Source organism: Deinococcus grandis (assembly GCF_001485435.1).
GTDB classification, from domain to species: domain Bacteria; phylum Deinococcota; class Deinococci; order Deinococcales; family Deinococcaceae; genus Deinococcus; species Deinococcus grandis.
Map to the genome: position 1 here is coordinate 2217819 of NZ_BCMS01000001.1, position 16797 is coordinate 2234615.

At 69.4% G+C, this 16797-nt stretch carries 15 protein-coding genes; 6 read left to right on the plus strand and 9 right to left on the minus strand.

Going from position 1 to position 16797, the window contains the following annotated elements; all coding sequences use genetic code 11:
• Window positions 1-197 precede the first annotated feature (197 nt).
• Window positions 198-878, plus strand: coding sequence for a hypothetical protein (locus DEIGR_RS10855; protein ID WP_058977180.1), 681 nt, complete (start codon window positions 198-200; stop codon window positions 876-878).
• Window positions 879-1061: 183 nt separating this feature from the next.
• Here the strand turns inward: DEIGR_RS10855 and DEIGR_RS10860 are convergent, their stop codons facing one another.
• Complete coding sequence (locus DEIGR_RS10860; RefSeq protein ID WP_046844541.1) at window positions 1062-3302, minus strand: ATP-dependent Clp protease ATP-binding subunit; 2241 nt, start codon at window positions 3300-3302, stop codon at window positions 1062-1064.
• A gap of 243 nt (window positions 3303-3545) precedes the next feature.
• On the opposite strand from DEIGR_RS10860, the gene DEIGR_RS10865 reads away from it, so the two are divergent.
• The gene (locus tag DEIGR_RS10865) at window positions 3546-3947 is read left to right on the plus strand and encodes a carboxymuconolactone decarboxylase family protein (protein ID WP_058977182.1); all 402 of its coding nucleotides are present in this window, start codon (window positions 3546-3548) and stop codon (window positions 3945-3947) included.
• Here the strand turns inward: DEIGR_RS10865 and DEIGR_RS10870 are convergent.
• Window positions 3944-4636, minus strand: coding sequence for a hypothetical protein (locus tag DEIGR_RS10870; RefSeq protein ID WP_058977184.1), 693 nt, complete (start codon window positions 4634-4636; stop codon window positions 3944-3946). The genes DEIGR_RS10865 and DEIGR_RS10870 overlap by 4 nt on opposite strands.
• Before the next feature lie 259 nt (window positions 4637-4895).
• On the opposite strand from DEIGR_RS10870, the gene DEIGR_RS10875 reads away from it, so the two are divergent.
• The 3 genes from DEIGR_RS10875 to DEIGR_RS10885 all read left to right on the plus strand — a co-directional run bounded on the left by DEIGR_RS10875 (window position 4896) and on the right by DEIGR_RS10885 (window position 7568).
• Window positions 4896-5657: an electron transfer flavoprotein subunit beta/FixA family protein gene (locus DEIGR_RS10875; RefSeq protein WP_058977186.1), complete on the plus strand. Its 762-nt coding sequence runs from the start codon at window positions 4896-4898 to the stop codon at window positions 5655-5657.
• Window positions 5654-6613 carry an electron transfer flavoprotein subunit alpha/FixB family protein gene (locus DEIGR_RS10880; protein ID WP_058977188.1) on the plus strand — a complete coding sequence of 320 codons (960 nt, stop codon included), beginning with the start codon at window positions 5654-5656 and terminating at the stop codon, window positions 6611-6613. The genes DEIGR_RS10875 and DEIGR_RS10880 overlap by 4 nt, the downstream gene beginning before the upstream one ends.
• Before the next feature lie 205 nt (window positions 6614-6818).
• On the plus strand, window positions 6819-7568 hold the full coding sequence (locus DEIGR_RS10885; protein WP_058977190.1) for an SDR family NAD(P)-dependent oxidoreductase: 750 nt from the start codon (window positions 6819-6821) through the stop codon (window positions 7566-7568).
• Window positions 7569-7676: 108 nt separating this feature from the next.
• Here the strand turns inward: DEIGR_RS10885 and DEIGR_RS10890 are convergent, their stop codons facing one another.
• From DEIGR_RS10890 to DEIGR_RS10920, 7 genes are all read right to left on the minus strand, one after another.
• On the minus strand, window positions 7677-8108 hold the full coding sequence (locus DEIGR_RS10890) for a disulfide bond formation protein B (protein WP_058977192.1): 432 nt from the start codon (window positions 8106-8108) through the stop codon (window positions 7677-7679).
• A gap of 3 nt (window positions 8109-8111) precedes the next feature.
• Entirely contained in the window at window positions 8112-8780 is a 669-nt protein-coding gene (locus DEIGR_RS10895; protein WP_058977194.1) for a DsbA family protein, read from the minus strand.
• 226 nt (window positions 8781-9006) lie between these two features.
• Window positions 9007-9645 carry a hypothetical protein gene (locus tag DEIGR_RS10900; RefSeq protein WP_058977196.1) on the minus strand — a complete coding sequence of 213 codons (639 nt, stop codon included), beginning with the start codon at window positions 9643-9645 and terminating at the stop codon, window positions 9007-9009.
• Complete coding sequence (gene uvrA / locus DEIGR_RS10905) at window positions 9642-12770, minus strand: excinuclease ABC subunit UvrA (RefSeq protein WP_153013709.1); 3129 nt, start codon at window positions 12768-12770, stop codon at window positions 9642-9644. Before uvrA ends, DEIGR_RS10900 begins: the two co-directional genes overlap by 4 nt.
• A gap of 116 nt (window positions 12771-12886) precedes the next feature.
• Window positions 12887-13852 (minus strand): TolB-like translocation protein, encoded by a 966-nt coding sequence (locus DEIGR_RS10910; protein WP_058977199.1) that lies wholly within the window; start codon window positions 13850-13852, stop codon window positions 12887-12889.
• Window positions 13849-14565, minus strand: a complete 717-nt coding sequence (locus DEIGR_RS10915; RefSeq protein ID WP_058977201.1) for a M23 family metallopeptidase — start codon at window positions 14563-14565, stop codon at window positions 13849-13851. The genes DEIGR_RS10910 and DEIGR_RS10915 overlap by 4 nt, the downstream gene beginning before the upstream one ends.
• Before the next feature lie 67 nt (window positions 14566-14632).
• Window positions 14633-15811, minus strand: a complete 1179-nt coding sequence (locus DEIGR_RS10920) for a class I SAM-dependent rRNA methyltransferase (protein WP_058977203.1) — start codon at window positions 15809-15811, stop codon at window positions 14633-14635.
• Between the two features lie 371 nt (window positions 15812-16182).
• Here DEIGR_RS10920 and DEIGR_RS10925 point away from each other — a divergent pair, with 371 nt between their 5' ends.
• A complete protein-coding gene (locus DEIGR_RS10925) occupies window positions 16183-16734 on the plus strand; it encodes a hypothetical protein (RefSeq protein ID WP_083524162.1) in 552 nt (183 codons plus the stop codon).
• Window positions 16735-16797 lie beyond the last annotated feature (63 nt).

Sequence of the window (16797 nt, forward strand, 5' to 3'; positions counted from 1 at the left end):
AACCCGGAAGGGCGCCGGGTTGCCAACTCCACGCCCGGAACCCGTTTTTCTCCTGCTCGCTCCGCTCGGGTTGAAAGTTATTGCAAACCTTTCAACCGGAGTCCATATCACCCCCCGCGCGCGTGATCACGGCCCGATCATGCCCCGCCGCGCACACTGCCCCCATGCCCGCCCAGACGCGGGAAAGGAGAGTCCCCATGACCCAGCGTGCCCCCACCGCCCGTTCCCTGACCGTCCTGTCCCTGTCCGCCGCCGCGCTGCTGGGCGTCGCGGTGGCCGCCACCACCAGCGTCCGCTTCTTCATCAACGGGCGGGCCGCCGCGAACGCCATCAGCGTGAACGGCACCACGTACGTCCCGGTGGCCGCGCTGAAGGCCGCCGGGCTGAACGTCACCGTGACCGGCGGGCGGGTGGACCTGAACCTCCCGGCGGGTGCCGGCGGGCAGAATCAGGTGGCGGCCGTGAGCGGCTGCCTGGGCGAGACGCTGTTCAACGGCGTGTGGCGCTTCCGCGTGACGGACATCCGGGCCGTGCCCAGCACGTACAACAACCGCCCCGGATTCGAGATCACCGCCGAACTCCGCAACGCCACCGAGCAGAGCCTCGACCTGACCGGCACCGGCTTCGGCCTCACGAACGTGAACCTCGCCTTCGCGGACGGCACGACCAGCAGCGTCGAGAGCGTCGCCCCGAACCGCGACGGCTGGGACCACAACCGCGCCGTGCTGCCCGCCGCGACGTACGCCGTGAAGGCGCAGGTGCCCGGCAGCGGCACCCCCACGAAACTCGTGTACCTCCGCGCCGGGAACGTGAAGTCGGGACTGCCGTGGACCACCCCGGACCCCGCCTTCCGCGTGGACCTCACCTGCCGGAAGTGAATAATACGGACTCCGATTGAATGGGCTGCAAAGACCATTCAATCCGAGCGGACGCGAGAAGGAGCAACACGGGTTCCGGACGTGGAGCCGGCAATCCGGTGAAGTTCCGGATTGTTGGCGAAACAAACGGAATCCGTAGAAGGAGGGGCCACAGCGAATGCCGTGGCCCCTTCAAGATGGAGGTTACGCGAGGATCTGACGGGTGGCGGCTTCCTCGCCCTTCTCGAACTGGATGCCGTCCTGGCCGAGCACGACGCGGACTTCCTCGCCGTGGTTGCTGGCGAGTTCAAGGGCCAGGGGGTCCTCGATCTCCTCGCGGACCAGGGTGCGCAGCTGCCGGCTGCTGCCGACGGCGTGCTTGGGGCTGCGGGACTTGAGTTTGCCGACCAGCCACGCGGCGATGGCGGGGTCGAAGGTGACGGTCAGTTCGCGGCTGGCGAGTTCCTCGCGCATCTCGCCCATGAGCTGCTGCGCGACCCGCACGAGTTCCTCCTCGCCGAGGCTCTTGAAGCGGATGACCTCGTCCAGGCGGTCGAGGAATTCCGGCGTGAAGATGTGCCGCAGCGGCTGGTTATTGTCCGGCGTGACGGGGCTGAAGCCCACGGTGGGGTTCACGTTGAAGCCGGTGTTGCTGGTCATGATGATGATCGTGCGGCGGAAGTCCACGGTGCGGCCCAGACCGTCGGTCAGGCGGCCGTCGTCGAGGACCTGCAGGAAGGTGTTGTACACGTCCGGGTGGGCCTTCTCGATCTCGTCGAGGAGGATCACGCTGAACGGCTGGCGGCGCACGGCTTCCGTCAGGCGGCCGCCCTGCTCGAAGCCGACGTAGCCGGGGGGCGAGCCGATCAGTTTGCTGACCGAGTGGCTTTCCTGGAATTCGCTCATGTCCATGCGGATCAGGCTGCGTTCACTGCCGAACAGCGTGCGGGCCAGCGCCTTGGCGAGGTGGGTCTTGCCGACGCCACTGGACCCGACGAACAGGAAGCTCGCGGCGACGCGGGTGCGGCCGCCCAGGCCCACGCGGGCGCGGCGCAGCGCGGAACTCAGCGCGCGGATCGCGTCCGGCTGGCCGTACACCTGATCCTGCAACTGCTGTTCCAGGTCGACCAGTTGCGCGGCCGTTTCCTCGGAGTAGATGCCGCCCATGGAGTTGATGACGCTCTCGATGTCCTCGCGGGTCACGTACGGTTCGCCGTCCTCGGTCTCCGCGACGGGCAGGCCGACACTCATGTTCAGGCGGACGCGGCTGGCGGCCTCGTCGATCAGGTCAATGGCCTTGTCCGGGAAGTTCCGGCCCGGGAGGCTCCGCTCGCCGATGCGCACGGCGAGTTCCAGCGCCTGTTCGGGGATCTGCACGCCGTGGTGTTCCTCATACTTCGGTTTCAGGCCGCGCAGGATCTGCAGCGTCTCGGCGGGGCTGGGTTCGAGCACGATGACCGGCTGGAAGCGGCGTTCCAGGGCGGCGTCCTTCTCGATGTAGCGGTGGTACTCGCCAGTGGTGGTCGCGCCGATCACCTGGATCTCCCCGCGGCTCAGGGCGGGTTTGAGGATGTTCGCGGCGTCCAGCGTCCCCTCGGCGCCGCCCGCACCGACCAGAGTGTGCAGCTCGTCGATGAAGGCCATGACCTTCGCGTTGCGCAGCTCCTCGATGATCTGCCGCAGGCGCTCCTCGAACTCCCCACGGTACTTGGTGCCCGCCACGACGCCGCTGAGGTCCAGGCTGACCAGCCGGACGTTGTGGAGGTTGGGCGGGGTGCGCTTCTCGTGGATGGCGAGCGCCAACCCCTCGACGATGGCAGTCTTGCCGACGCCGGGGTCCCCGATCAGCACCGGGTTGTTCTTCGTGCGGCGCGTGAGGATCTGCGTGACGCGGCGGATCTCCTCGCTGCGCCCGATCACGGGGTCGAGTTTGCCCTCGCGCGCCCACTTCGTCAGGTCGCGGCCATACTCGTCGAGGAACGGCGTGGCGACCGGCTTGGCGGGTTTGCTGCCCGCGCCCTCACCCTGCGCCAGGATGCGCCAGCGGATGGTGTCCACGTCCTTGGTGAGTTCCTGCAGGATGCGGAAGGCCACGCCGTCACCCTCGCGGATGATGCCCAGCAGGATGTGCTCGGTGCTCGTCACCTGGGCGCCCAGGGCGCGGGCCTCGCTGCTGGCGAGCTCCATGACGCGGCGGGCGCGGGGCGTGATGCTGGGCGCGTCGTTCAGGCGGTTGCCCTCGCCGCGGCCGATGATCTCCTCGACGCGGCGGCGCAGGCCGTCCAGGGACGCGCCGAACTCCCCGAGGATGCTCGCGGCGGTGCCGCCCTCGCGCATCAGGCCCAGCAGCAGGTGCTCGGGGCCGACCATGGCGTGACCCAGGCGGTTGCCTTCCTCGCGGGCGTAGTGGAACACGAGGCGGGCGCGGTCGTCGTATCGGTTCATGGGAACCCCCTAGGGAAAGCGCGGCAGGGGCGCAGTGAGCGGTGACAGGGACAGGTCGGCTGTCGCAGCGGAGAGGGGCGCGGAGGGAACGTGCGTGGTGACAGCCTGAGTGTAGGGTAGCGCCGCCCCCCGGCGGAAGGCTGGGGAAACCTTACGATCTGCGCACATCTGTCCCACACCCGGGACTGTAGCGCGAGCGTCCTGACGGTCTTCTTTCCCGGCGCGCGGGCTACCCTGGTCAGCGTGAGCGACGACCCCACACCCCGCGCCCGTGACGTGATCTTCGGTTCGCAGCAGGACCGCATCCAGCGGCGCCTGGACGACCTGGACCCCGACCTGGGCGGGTACATCCGCGACTTCGCGTACGACACGGTGTACGACCGGCCCGACCTGGACCTGAAGACCAAGGAACTCATCGCGTGCGCGCTGCTGGTGTCGCTGGGCAGCCCGCCGGAGCTGCGTACGCACCTGCGCGGCGCGCTGAACGCCGGGGCGACCGAGGCCGAGCTGCGCGGCGCGCTGATGATGTGCGTGCCGTACCTGGGCTTCCCCCGGACGGTCGCCGCCTTCGAGGTGCTGCGCCAGCACCTGGGAAAGCAAAGACCGGCCCCCACGCGGGAGGCCGGTCCGGATGACGCAGGTTAGAAGCTGGTCTTCACGCCGATGCGGGCCTTGAAGACGGTGCCGGGGCGCACGAAGCGATCATCATACGCGGCGTAATCGGCTGAGCCCGGAGCGTAGGTACCGGCCGCGTTGGTATTGCTGCCGCCGGTGGTTATGCTTGACTTGAAGTAGTGGTCGACGCCCAGGTCACCCACGAGGCTCAGGCCGCCGGTCAGGGCGTAGCTGACCATGACCCCAGCACCCAGGCCGAAGGCGTTGCTGGTGTAGGTGACGTTGCCGTCGCTGCCGTAGTCCTCAACCGAGCGGAACATGCCGTAACGGCCGCCGCCGTAGAAGGTAGCGTCCACGCCGGGGCTGAGTTCACCCAGGTCATATGTACCGTCCAGCGAGACACTCGTATAGCTGCCGTATTCGGTCGCACCGATATTCTGTTTGAGATCGCCAAAAGTGAATGGGCCTGTTCCATCCGCAGGTCCGGGCGCAGTCCCGTCGTTGTTATCGTTAATGGCGTCGGCGGCGCGGGTGTAGGACACCCCGGCCTTGACGCCGACGGGACCGGCGACGTTGGGGGCGTGCACGAAGAACTCACCGCTGAGGCCGCCGGCGTACCCGCCGGTGAGGCCGAGTTCGACGCCACTGAGGCTCTGGGCGCCCGCGGTGGCGGTGGTGGCGGCGATGGTCAGCAGGGTCATGGGCAGCAGCTTCTTCATGAGTGGTAGCGTCGGGCCTGATCGTGAGAGGGTTCCCCGAGCTGCGTGACTGAAGATTAAGACGCCTGCGAGCATGAAGGTCTGGTGTTGAACATGAGAAGGCGGGCCGGACTGGTGACCTGAAAGGCGCGTGTGGGTGACTTGCGGGTGGGGCGTCCCGATCTGCTAAACTTGAACTCAGTCCAATTTGGCATGCTGGGGCGACCGGCATCACCCGCCGCATCGCACCAGCCGTGAGTGCACACTCCCCGGAGGCCCCATGAACATCCTGACCCTAGTCCGCCAAGTGCCCGACGCCGAAGCGCGCGTCAAGATCAACGCCCAGCAGGTCGACCTCGACGGCGCCACCCTCGTCATCGACGGGATGGACGAGTACGGCGTGGAGGAAGCCCTGCGCCTGCGCGAGAGCGGCGCGCCCATTGAGCAGATCATCGCGCTCGCCATCGGCCCCAAACGCAACGAGGACGCCCTGCGCACCGCCCTGGCCATGGGCGTCGACCGCGCCATTCACGTCGAGACCGACGAGAAGTTCGACGCCGTGACCCTCAGCCGCGTCGTCGCGCAGGTCGCCCAGGCCGAGAACGCCACCCTGATCCTCGCGGGCGGCCAGGAAGCCGACTGGGACTCCCAGGCCCTCGGCGCCGCCAGCGCCGAACGCCTCGGCTGGCCCCAGCTCACCTGGACGAACGAACTGAAACTCGACGGTGACACCCTGACCGGCCGCCACGACGTGGACGACGGCAACGAGAGCTTCCGCGCGACCCTCCCGGCCGTGGTGACCACCCAGCAGGGCCTCAACGAACCCCGCTACCCCACTCTGCCGAACATCATGAAGGCCAAGAAGAAGGAACTCCGCAAGGACGACCCCGCGACCTACGGCCTGACGGGCAAGGTCCGCACCGTGAACGCCGAGATCCAGACCCGCGCCCGCCTGAACACCATGATCGACGGCAAGGACGCCCAGGCCGCCGCCCAGCAGCTTCTCGACCTGCTTCGCAACGAAGCCAAGGTGATCGCATGATTCTGATCGTCGCTGAACACACCGCCGGGAAACTGGCGAAAGCCACCCTGGAAATGGTCACCGCCGCCCGCGACGTGCTGGCCGGTGGGGGCCGCGAAGGCCCCATCACCCTGCTCGTGCTGGGCCAGAACGTCGCCGCGGTCGCCACCGAGGCCGCCGCCGTCGCCGATCAGGTGCTCGTCGCCGACCTGCCCGGCCTGGCCACCTACAACGCCGAGGTCTGGGCCGCCGCCACCACGCAGATCGCGCAGGAAGGCGAGGCTTCAGTCGTCATCATCGGCGGCAGCCGCTCCGGCCGCGAGTACGCCCCCCGCGTGGCCGTGAAGCTGGACGCCGCGTACCTCGAGGACGCCACCAAGCTGAGCAGCAACGGCGCGGCCCTCCAGGCGCAGCGCTACACGTACCTCGCCCGCGTGACCGAGACGGTCGAGGCCGACGGGCTGGTCGTCGTGACCGTCAAACCCGGCTCGTTCGCGCCCGCCGCCCCCGCCGCCGCGGCCGGTGAGCAGTACGACGTCGAACTCACCCTGCCCGCCCCCCGCGTCGAGGTGACCGGCAAGAGCGTCGAGAAGAGCAGCCGCGTCGCCCTGACCGAAGCCGACGTGATCGTCACCGGTGGCCGTGGCGTGGGCAGCCCCGAGAACTTCAGCCGGTACGTCGAGGCCCTCGCGGACAACCTCGGCGCGGGCGTGGGTGCCACGCGCGCCGTCGTGGACGCCGGGTGGCGCCCCTACGCCGAACAGGTCGGCCAGACCGGCAAGACCGTGCAGCCCAAGGCGTACATCGCCCTGGGCGTCAGCGGCGCCGTGCAGCACCTGAGCGGCATGGGCAAGAGCAAGAACATCATCGCCATCAACAAGGACGCCGAAGCACCCATCTTCAAGGTCGCGGACTACGGCATCGTGGGCGACATCAACGAGATCGTCCCCGCGCTGATCGAAGCCAGCCGGAAATAAACCGGGAGTAGGGAGTGGGTTGTGGGGAGTGGGTCGGTTGCCGACCTCCGCCCCAATGCCCACCTCGCCCTGAAGGGCCCGCCGACGCAAACGCAGTCGGCGGGCCCTGCTCTTGTCCCACTCCCTACTTCCCACAACCCACTCCCCCATTGAGCTTGCCTTATGCCTCCGCGCCCTGCGGGCGGGTGTCCGTGACACTGGGGGCATGACAGACGCTTCGAATGGGGTGGTGGTGACGGGCGCGGCGCGCGGGATCGGCCGGGCGATCGCGGAACTGTACGCGGAACGGGGCTGGCGGGTCCTGAGTGCCGACCTGAGCCTCCCGCCGAACCTGCGCGGCCAGCGGCGCGTGAAGGCGGACGTGAGTACCGCCGCCGGACGGGAACGGATCGTCCGGGCGGCGCGCGAGATGGGCGGCGTGCAGGTCCTCGTGAACAACGCGGCGTTCCAGGGCGCGCACGGCAGCGTGCTGGACGTCAGCGAGCGCGGCTGGGCCCGCACCCTGAACGTGAACCTGACCGCCCCGCTGCTGCTCACGCGGGCGCTGGTGGATCTGCTGCCGCGCGGCGCGGCCGTGGTGAACGTGGCGAGCGTGCAGGGCCTGTTCGCCGAGCAGGGCAACGCGGCGTACAACGCCAGCAAGGGCGGCCTCGTGAACCTGACCCGCGCGATGGCGCTGGACCTCGCGCCACACGGGCTACGCGTGAACGCCGTCGCGCCCGGTGCGATCAGCACCGAGGCGGTCCTGCAGAGCATCACCGAGAGTGACGACCCCGAGCAGACCCGCCGGGACTACGAGGACCTGCACGCCCTGCGCCGCCTGGGCACACCCCGCGAGGTCGCGCAGGTCGTGTACTTCCTGGGCAGCGAGGACGCCGCGTTCATGACCGGCGCTATCGTACCGGTAGACGGCGGCATGACCGCGTCGTTCATGATGGCGGGCCGCCCGGTGTAGGAGGGGAAGTGGGTTGTGGGGAGTGGATAGGTCCTCTCCTCCGCCCCGATCCGTGCGGGCGACAGAACGAGCAATCCGGTCCCTCCCACTCCCTACTCCCCGGCTTCCTCAGATCGTGCGGTTTCGCCGCCAGCTCAGCAGGCCGATGATGAGCGTGAAGGCGATCATGCTCAGGACCGGGATGGTCAGGACGGTGTTCAGCGGGGAGTTCATGCCCCACACGGGCCAGGGGGTGCCGCACGACGCGCTGGGGTCGGCGGTGCAGGCGCGCAGGACGGGCACGACGCCCCACGTTTCGAGGTTCTGGTACAGCGCGATCAGCACGCCGGTCCCGGCCAGAGGCAGGGCGTAGCGGCGCACGTGCAGGTCGCCGGTCAGGGCCGCGACGCCCAGGATGATGGCCAGCGGGTACATGCAGATGCGCTGGAACCAGCACAGGACGCACGGATTGAAGTGGCGGATCTCGCTGAAGTACAGGCTGCCCAGCGTGGCGATCAGGGACACGACCCACGCGGCGTACAGGCGGTTGTCGCGGCTCACGGCTTACTTCGCGGCGTCGATGGCGGCGCCGATGTCGGCGGCGGTGGCGTTGACCTGCTTGCCGTTCACGAACACGGTGGGCGTGCCGGTCACGCGGGCCTTGACGACCTGCGCTTCCATGGCGTCCACGCGGGCGGCGGTGGCGTCGCTGTCCAGGCACTCGGCGAACTTGCTCTGTTCGAGGGTTTCGAGGTTCCCGGCGAGTTCCTTCAGACGGCTCTTGGTGGCCCAGACGGTGTTCTCGTCGCCCTGCGCGCGGAACAGGATGGGTTTGAAGGCGTTGAAGGCGTCGTTCCCACCCTGATCGTAGACGCACATGGCGGCCTGCGCGGCGAGTTTGCTGTCGTCGGTGGGGAGGCTGCGGGCCTCGGCCAGGAAGGGCCACAGCAGGGAGTACTGCTTGATCTTGCCGGTGTCCACGTACTTGGTCTTCAGTTCGGGCGCGACGGTCGCCTCGAAGTTCTGGCAGACGGGGCACTTGAAGTCCTCGACGACCACGACGTCCACCGGGGCGCTCTCCTGCCCGGCGAAGGGGACGCCCTTCAGGTCGAAGGCGGCGGTTCCGGCGGCGGGTTTGCCCTGCACGGCGAACACGGCCAGGCCGATGAGGACGGCGGCGATCAGCGTGCCGATCACCAGGAACATGCGGTTGGGGTTGCTGTTGGCGGTCATGGTTGGGGGCAGTGTAGAGCATTTGCCATAAAGAGCTGTTCTTTATGGCCGAGCGGAGCGAGTGAATTTTGCCGAGCAGGACGAAGAATGGAGGCATCGGAAGTCTGTTTTTCCGATGCCGTAATTCGGAGACCTGCGCTGACGCGGGTCACGCGGGGCACGCGCCCTGATCCACATGAGAACGCCCCGGCGCATGGCTCGGGGCGACGGACGTGCGACAGGGGGATCAGGCGCTCGCGGCGGCCTCACGCTGGGCGCGGCGGGCGCGGGCGCGCAGGATCAGGCTGACGACGCGCCGCACGGCGCTGACGGTCAGGCCGATGATCATGGCGATCAGGGCGGTCCGCTGGAACGCCTCGTTGGTGGGCAGCGTGAGGCTGCCGTCCAGCTTGGTGGCGAACCGGCCCATGCCGATGATGACGCCGGCGTACAGCGCGGCGGCGAAGGGCAGCACGAACAGCCCCCCGGAGTGCTTTATGAGCAGCACCCCCGCCAGCGCGCCCCCCACCAGCGGCAGGATGACGGCCCACTGTTCGGGGGGCGTGACGGGACTGAAGTACCCCAGGCCGCCCAACAGCAGCGCGACGTAGCCGTACCAGCCGTCGAATTCGTCCGCGATGATCGTCAGGGCCACCCAGGTCAGCAGGCGCACCGGCCACTCGCCGGGCGTCCACTGGAAGTACGCCAGGGCCGCCAGGGTGATCAGGCCGCCCAGCAGGTGCGCCAGGGCGCGGCCCGGCGTGATGCGCGGCGGTTCGAACTCCGGCAGGCGTGGGCGGCGGGCCCGGCGGGTGCGGGTCGGCGCGGGGGCCGGGGTGACCGGCGGGGTGGGCTGAGGTGCGGGGGCGGAGTCGGGCGCGGTCATGCGCTTTCTTTCTTAGCACGCCCCTTGCGGGCAGGGGCCGCGCCGACGGGTTCCGGCTCCTCGGCGGCCGCCTTCTTCGGGGTGCGCTTGGCCTTCTTCGGGGTGCTGTCGGGCTCGGCTGGAGTCGCGTCGGCTCTGGGCTGGGCGGGCGTGATGCCGGGCACGCGGCGCAGGTACTCGCCGGTGTGGCTGGTCGGGTGGGCGGCCATCTCCTCGGGGGTGCCGGTGCCAACCACCGTGCCGCCGCGCACGCCACCTTCGGGACCCAGGTCGATGATGTGGTCGGCGGTCTTCATGACGTCCAGGCTGTGCTCGATGATCACGAGGGTGTTCCCGCCCTCGACGAGGCGTTGCAGCACTTCCATGAGTTTGCGGACGTCCTCGAAGTGCAGGCCCGTGGTGGGCTCGTCGAGGATGTAGATGGTCTTGCCGGTGGCGCGTTTGCTCAGTTCGCTGGCGAGCTTGATGCGCTGCGCCTCGCCGCCGGACAGGGTGGTGCTGGGCTGCCCGATCTTCATGTAGCCCAGGCCCACGTCGCACAGCAGGGTCATCTTGCGTTCGATGGCGGGAATCGCCTCGAAGAAGCTCTGGGCGTCCTCGACGGTCAGGTCGAGCACGTCGGCGATGGTCTTGCCGTTGTATTTGACTTCCAGCGTCTCGCGGTTGTACCTCGCACCCTTGCAGACCTCGCAGGGGACGTAGATGTCGGGCAGGAAGTTCATCTCGATCTTCATGACGCCGTCGCCCTTGCAGTGCTCGCAGCGGCCGCCCTTCACGTTGAAGGAGAACCGCCCGGCCTGGTAGCCGCGCCGCCGCGCCTCGGGCGTGCGGGTGAACAGATCGCGGATCTCGGTGAACACGCCGGTATACGTGGCGGGGTTGCTGCGCGGCGTGCGCCCGATGGGGCTCTGGTCGATCTCGATGACCTTGTCCAGGTGCTCCATGCCCTCGATCCGGTCGTATTTGCCGGGCGTGGTCTTCGCGCCGTTCAGTTCGCGCGCCAGGGTGGCGTGCAGGATGTCGTGGATCAGGGTGCTCTTGCCGCTGCCCGACGGGCCGGTGACGACGGTCATGGTGCCCAGCGGGATCTCGATGGACACGTTCTGGAGGTTGTGTTCGCGCGCTCCGATGACCTTCAGCTGTCGGCCATTGCCCCGGCGGCGATGGGTGGGCACCTCGATCTTCAGTTCGCCGCGCAGGTACTTGCCGGTCAGGCTGTTCCTGTCCTTCTTCACCTGTTCCGGGGTGCCGACGGCGACGACCTGCCCGCCGTGAACGCCCGCACCGGGGCCCATGTCCACGAGGTAGTCGGCGTCCATCATGGTGTCCTCGTCGTGCTCGACGACGATCAGGGTGTTGCCCAGGTCGCGCAGGTGCTTCAGCGTGCCGATCAGGCGGTGGTTGTCCTTGGGATGCAGGCCGATGCTGGGCTCGTCGAGGACGTACAGCACGCCGGTCAGACCGCTACCGACCTGCGTGGCGAGGCGGATGCGCTGCGCCTCCCCGCCGCTCAGGGTGTTCGCGGTGCGGTCGAGGCTCAGGTAGTCCAGGCCCACGTCCACCAGGAATTTCAGGCGGGTGCGGATGGCCTTCAGGATGGGCGCGGCGACCGCCGAGCCGAAGTCGTTCAGCACGTACTCGTAGTGGCGGGGTCCGTGCGCCTTCGCGCTGCCGCCCGTGTGGCCCTTCAGGAACGGTTCGATGGCCGCGTGATCGAGCGCGCCGCTCTGGAGGTCCTGGAAGAACGTGTCGGCCGCCAGGACGCTCATGCCGCTCGCCTGACTGATGTTCAGGCCGCCCACGCGCACCGCGAGGATCTCGGGTTTGTAGCGGGTGCCGCCGCAGGTGGGGCACGGCTGGAGTTCCATCAGTTCCTCCAGCTTCTCGCGCATGAAGTCGCTTTCCGTGTCGGCGTAGCGACGTTCCAGGTTTGGGATGACCCCCTCGAACTCGGTCATGAAGCGCATGGTTTCCTTGCCCGCGCGGCGGTACACGACCTCGAACGGCGCGCCGGGGCCGCGCAGGATCGCGTCCTGCGCCTTCCTGGGCAGGTCCCGCCAGGGGGTCTTCACGCTGAAGTCCAGGTGTTCGGCCAGCGCCTGGAGCTTGTCCCAGTAGTAGATGCCGCCGCCCGTGCCCTTCTTGCTCCAGGGGAGGATCGCGCCCTCGGCGATGGAGAGTTTGTCGTCGATGATCTGGTCCGGGCTGAACTCCTGCTTGCTGCCCAGGCCCGCGCAGTCCCCGCACGCGCCGTACGGCGAGTTGAACGAGAACGAGCGGGGTTCGAGTTCCTCCAGCACGCTGCCGTGCTCGGGGCAGGCGAACTTCTCGGAGTACAGTTCCTCGTGCGCGCCGCCGTCCTCACCCGCGTCGGGCATCAGCACACGCAGCAGGCTCTCGCCGCGGCGCAGGCCCAGTTCGACACTCTCGGCGATGCGGCTGCGGTCACTCTCGCGCAGCGTCACGCGGTCGATGACGACGTCCACGTCGTGCTTCTCGAACTTCTCCAGCTTCAGCTTCTCGGCTTCCTCCAGTTCGTACAGCGTGCCGTCCACGCGGACGCGCGCGAAGCCCTCGCGGCGCAGGTCGGCGAACAGCTTGCGGTACTCGCCCTTGCGGCCACGAACGACGGGGGCCAGCAGGATGGCTCGCTTGTCAGGGAAGCCGGCCAGCAGGCGGTCGGTGATCTCGCTGGGGCTCTGCTTCTCGATCTTGCGGCCGCACACCGGGCAGTACGGGGTGCCCACGCGGGCGTACAGCAGGCGGAGGTAGTCGTGGATCTCGGTGACGGTCCCGACGGTGCTGCGCGGGTTGTGGCTGGTGGTCTTCTGGTCGATGGAGATGGCCGGGGACAGGCCGGTGATGCTCTCGACGTCGGGTTTCTCCATCAGGCCCAGGAACTGGCGGGCGTAGGCGCTGAGGCTCTCGACGTAACGGCGCTGGCCCTCGGCGTAGATGGTGTCGAAGGCCAGGGTGCTCTTGCCGCTGCCGGACACGCCGGTGATCACCACGAACTGGTCGCGCGGCAGTTCCACCGTGATGTCCTTGAGGTTGTGTGCCTTCGCGCCCTTCACGATCAGGTTGTTCTGCAAGGTGTGGCTCCTCGTGCGCGGCCGGGCGTGCATGCAGCGGGCCGCCGATGATTTACGTTGCGTGCGTAAGGTCACCCCTGCGCTTCGGAAACGAGACAGTGTAGCAGGTCAGCCCGCGATTCTGCTATGACCCGCAGCCTCATCCTTCATTACGGCAACGTCAGCACGCGCACGTTCCCATCCCGCGCACTCAAGAAGCTGAGCCGCCGCCCGTCGGGACTGACCGACCAGTCCGCCAGCCTCACCTGATCGCCCAGGTCGCCCAGGGTCTTCCAGGCGTTCGCGGTCACGTCGTACTGCCGCAGCGTGTGCGGGCCGCCCGCCGCGTTCAGCGGAATCAGCAGCAGGCGCGTGGCATCCCGCCAGCGGTACGAGCCGAACACGCTCAGTTCGCGCGGGCTGCCCCCGGCGGTCGCCTGGAGCCACAGGCCGTTGCGGGCGGCGCTGTCGAAGGCGACGGTGTAAGCGACCTGCCGACCGTCGGGGCTGAGGGTCACCGAGCGGAAGCCCAGCGCCTGCCGCAGCACCCGCCGCGCACCGGTGCGGGTGTCCAGGGTGAACAGTTCCCGGTCGCGGGCCGCCGCGCTGGGCTTGCCGCTCAGGAGCAGCGTCGAGTCGTTCACCCAGCCGTGGATGCTGCCACCGGGCAGGGTCGCCACCAGCCGGGGCGCGCCGAACACGTCCGCGACGAACACCCGCGTGACGCGCCGGTCGAAGTTGCCGCTCGTGCTGCTGCGCGCGTACGCCAGTCGCGTCTCGGCGCGCGTCCAGACGACGTCCGCGCCGTACGTGGGCAGCGTGAAGCGCCGCCCGTCGGTCAGGCGTTCCAGGGTGGTCGCCTCGCCCGCGCCGGGCCGCACCGCCCAGCGCAGCGACGGCGAGAAGAACGCCACGCTGGAGAAGCGCCGCGTGACCTCTCCCCCGTCCGCCGGGACGCTGTAGATGCCGGTCGAGCCGCGCGCCGGGGGGCCGTCCAGGAACAGCAGCGCGCGCGAGTCGGGCGTCCAGACCACGCCGGGGCAGCACTCGCCGCTCAGGACCGCGCGGGACGGCAGCGTGGCGGCCTCTGCCGCGCCCAGCAACAGGGCCGTCAGAGCCAGGAGCGTGCGCTTCACCGGGCACCTCCGGCGGCGGGCGGCCAGGGCTGGCGGTACTCGTTCAGCAGCGCCCCACCCCGCAACGCGGCGGGCTGCGAGTCCGGCGTCTGCCAGCGCCGCGGCTGCGTCAGGTCGTACTCGTACCCGCGCCCGAAGCTCCCGGCCAGCGCCAGCGAATTCCAGTCGGCTGCGATGAACGACAGCGGGTTGAAAAAGCGCTGGTGAGAACGGTCGCGCAGTTCCAGGTGAAGGTGCGGCGCACTCACGCAGGTGCCCTGCGAGTCGCCGCTCTCGCCGATGACCTGCCCGCGCGTGACCCGCTGCCCCACCCGCAGGCTGGACCGCACCCGCAGGTGCCCGTACAGACTGGAGAGGTTTCCGACGTGATCCACGACCACGTTGTGCGGCGGGCTGCCGTGCGGGCCGTCCACCTCGGCCACCACGCCGTCCCCGATGGCCCGCACGGGCGTGCCGCACGGGGCGCTGAAATCCAGGCCCGCGTGGATGCCCTGGAGGTTCCCGTAGGTGCTGCGCCGCTGCCGGTACGCGCCGGTCGTGTTCCCGTACCCCTGCCCGAGCATCCAGGCGTCCGGGCCGGGCGGTCCCGCGAACGGCAGGCCGAACTGCGCCTTTGCGGGCGCGACGGCACTCAGGGGCAGCGGCGCGGCGTAATGGGCCAGGGCCACGCCGGTCAGCGCGGCAGCCAGCAGCAGGACTCGGCGGGCGGACATACCCGATGCTGCCCGCCGCACCCGCGCATCAGGGTAGGCGCGCCCACCTTCTGCCCTGCCCGTTCCTTCAGGCTTTACGCAGCAGGATGCTCTTGAGGTACAGGCTCTCGGGCACGCTCAGGAGGTGCGGGTGGTCGGCCGGCTGGTAGGTCACGTCCAGCACCTCGGCGTCGGTGTTCGCCTCGGCGGCGGCGACGCGGGCGGCGTCGAGCAGGTCGTCCACGCGGATGTAGTGCGCGCAGGTGCTGATCAGCAGGTGCCCGCCACTGTCGAGCATGCGCAGGGCGCGGGCGGCGCCGTCGGTGAAGATGCGTTTGGTGCGGGGCACGTCGTCGCGCCGCTTGGCGAGGGTGGGCGGGTCGAGGACGATCGCGCCGAAGGTCCGTTTTTCCCTGACGAGGGCGTCGAGCTGTTCGATGGCGTCACCCCAGCGCACGCCGACCTGCACCCCGTTCCCGCGCGCCGCGCCTTCCAGCGCGCCCAGCGCGACGCTGTCCTTGTCGATGGCGACGGCCTTCGCGCCCGCCTTCGCGGCGTGCAGGCTGAAGCCCCCGGTGTAGGAGTACACGTCGAGGAAGCCCGCGCCGGGCTGCACGAACGTGCGCATCAGGCGGCGGTTGTCGCGCTGGTCGAGGAAGAACCCGGTCTTCTGCGCGTCCATCGGGTTGAAGTGAAGCTTCAGGTCGTCCTCGAAGAACTCGACGCGGTCCGGCACGTCGCCCCAGAGGGTGCCGGTCACGAGGTCCAGGCCCTCCTTGCGGCGCTCGCCGGTGTCGCTGCGCTCGTAGGCGCCGGTCGCGCCGGTCTCCTCGCGCAGGGCCCTGACGATCAGGTCACGGTGCCGCTCGACGCCCGCGTTGCGTAGCTGGACGCCCAGCGTCCCGGCGAACTGGTCGGCGATCACGCCGGGCATCCCGTCCGCTTCCGCGTGCAGGACGCGCATCGCGTCGGTGTTCACGATCCGTCCGGCGCGGCGGGCCAGGGCGGCCTTCACGCGGGCGCGGTAGAACTTCAGGTCGATGTCCTCGTCCTGCCACGTCAGCAGGCGCAGCGGGGTGGCGCCCTGCTGGTTGAAGTACCCGCGCGCGATCACCTTGCTGGAGTCCGGGCCCTTGACGTTCACGACCTCGCCGGGCTGGATGCCGTCGTCGGCGCGGGCGATATCGCCGCTGTGGCCGAACGGGTAGCGGCCCGCGATGCGGCGCACCGCCTGGGGTTGCAGGGTCACGGTGGGAGACTTCTTCATCAGGGCAGGGTACCAGACCGCAGAAATCCGAGGTCTTGCGGGGCGTCATCACAGCAGTTTTCAGAGGGGTCGAGGGGGTTCCAGGGTGCCTCCGACACGAGCAGCGCGGGAAGGGGTCCAGACCGGCGGTTGGCAGTCGGAGGGTGTGCGTCTCGCCCCAGGACAAGGCTGGGCCCCGCTGTCGCCCCCAGCAACAGGGCAGACTTGCGGGACCACGCCGCCGCGCGCAGTCGAGAACGACCGCAGGTGAAGTGTGCCCCCGGCTCCAGGGTGCTCCTGGGCCCCGCTGCGAGTCCCGACCGCGCATGAACGCCGCCCGGCCCGTTCCCTCACCCTCCGGCGCGGACGCGCGGGCCATACTTCCGGGCGTGATGCCCCGCGCTGCCCGTCCCCTGTTCGCCCTGCTGTCCTGCACCCTGATCGCCGGGTGCGGCCTGATTCCCACGCCCAGCGTGGACGTGAAGGATGCCCGCCTGGACCTGCCGTCCAGCGGCGCGCTGAGCGGAAAGGTCGTGTACCTGCAACGGGACAGTCTGGCCGGGAACAGCGTTCCGGCGGCGCTGCAGCAGGTCATGGTGCGCGGGGTCGCCACGTACCGCACGGGCGGACTGGGCACGCTGCGCGCGGTGGACATGTTCGTCCGGACCGACCTGACGACGCTGCCCGCGACCTGCACGCGGTACGCGGCGACGCCGACCGCGCCGGGCATGGTGGTGTGCGACGCGGCGGGCGAGGCGGCGCAGGCCATCGGGCAGCTGTCCCTGACCGCCGGGCAGGGCGTGCCGTTCACGCTGGGCGGCCCGGCGCTGGACACGGCCGCGAAGGCCGGGCACGGGTTCTTCGGGATGCGTTTCAGCAGCGGGCAGAGTGTCTTCGGCGACACCCTGGACCTGACCGGCATGAAGGCCAGCGCGCGCCTGTAACGTCCCGCGGGGGTGGCGCGGCCCCCGCTTCATGAAGAGGGATGGTGACCGGCACACCGAACA

Bases quoted from the DNA above. Each gene is read 5' to 3' on its own strand.
- DEIGR_RS10875 (WP_058977186.1), top strand. From the start codon at position 4,896: ATGAACATCCTGACCCTAGTCCGCCAAGTGCCCGACGCCGAAGCGCGC.
- DEIGR_RS10925 (WP_083524162.1), top strand. From the start codon at position 16,183: ATGCCCCGCGCTGCCCGTCCCCTGTTCGCCCTGCTGTCCTGCACCCTG.
- DEIGR_RS10870 (WP_058977184.1), bottom strand. From the start codon at position 4,636: ATGAAGAAGCTGCTGCCCATGACCCTGCTGACCATCGCCGCCACCACC.
- DEIGR_RS10915 (WP_058977201.1), bottom strand. From the start codon at position 14,565: ATGTCCGCCCGCCGAGTCCTGCTGCTGGCTGCCGCGCTGACCGGCGTG.
- DEIGR_RS10855 (WP_058977180.1), top strand. From the start codon at position 198: ATGACCCAGCGTGCCCCCACCGCCCGTTCCCTGACCGTCCTGTCCCTG.
- DEIGR_RS10860 (WP_046844541.1), bottom strand. From the start codon at position 3,302: ATGAACCGATACGACGACCGCGCCCGCCTCGTGTTCCACTACGCCCGC.
- DEIGR_RS10895 (WP_058977194.1), bottom strand. From the start codon at position 8,780: ATGACCGCCAACAGCAACCCCAACCGCATGTTCCTGGTGATCGGCACG.
- DEIGR_RS10920 (WP_058977203.1), bottom strand. From the start codon at position 15,811: ATGAAGAAGTCTCCCACCGTGACCCTGCAACCCCAGGCGGTGCGCCGC.
- DEIGR_RS10880 (WP_058977188.1), top strand. From the start codon at position 5,654: ATGATTCTGATCGTCGCTGAACACACCGCCGGGAAACTGGCGAAAGCC.
- DEIGR_RS10900 (WP_058977196.1), bottom strand. From the start codon at position 9,645: ATGACCGCGCCCGACTCCGCCCCCGCACCTCAGCCCACCCCGCCGGTC.
- uvrA (WP_153013709.1), bottom strand. From the start codon at position 12,770: ATGCACGCCCGGCCGCGCACGAGGAGCCACACCTTGCAGAACAACCTG.
- DEIGR_RS10885 (WP_058977190.1), top strand. From the start codon at position 6,819: ATGACAGACGCTTCGAATGGGGTGGTGGTGACGGGCGCGGCGCGCGGG.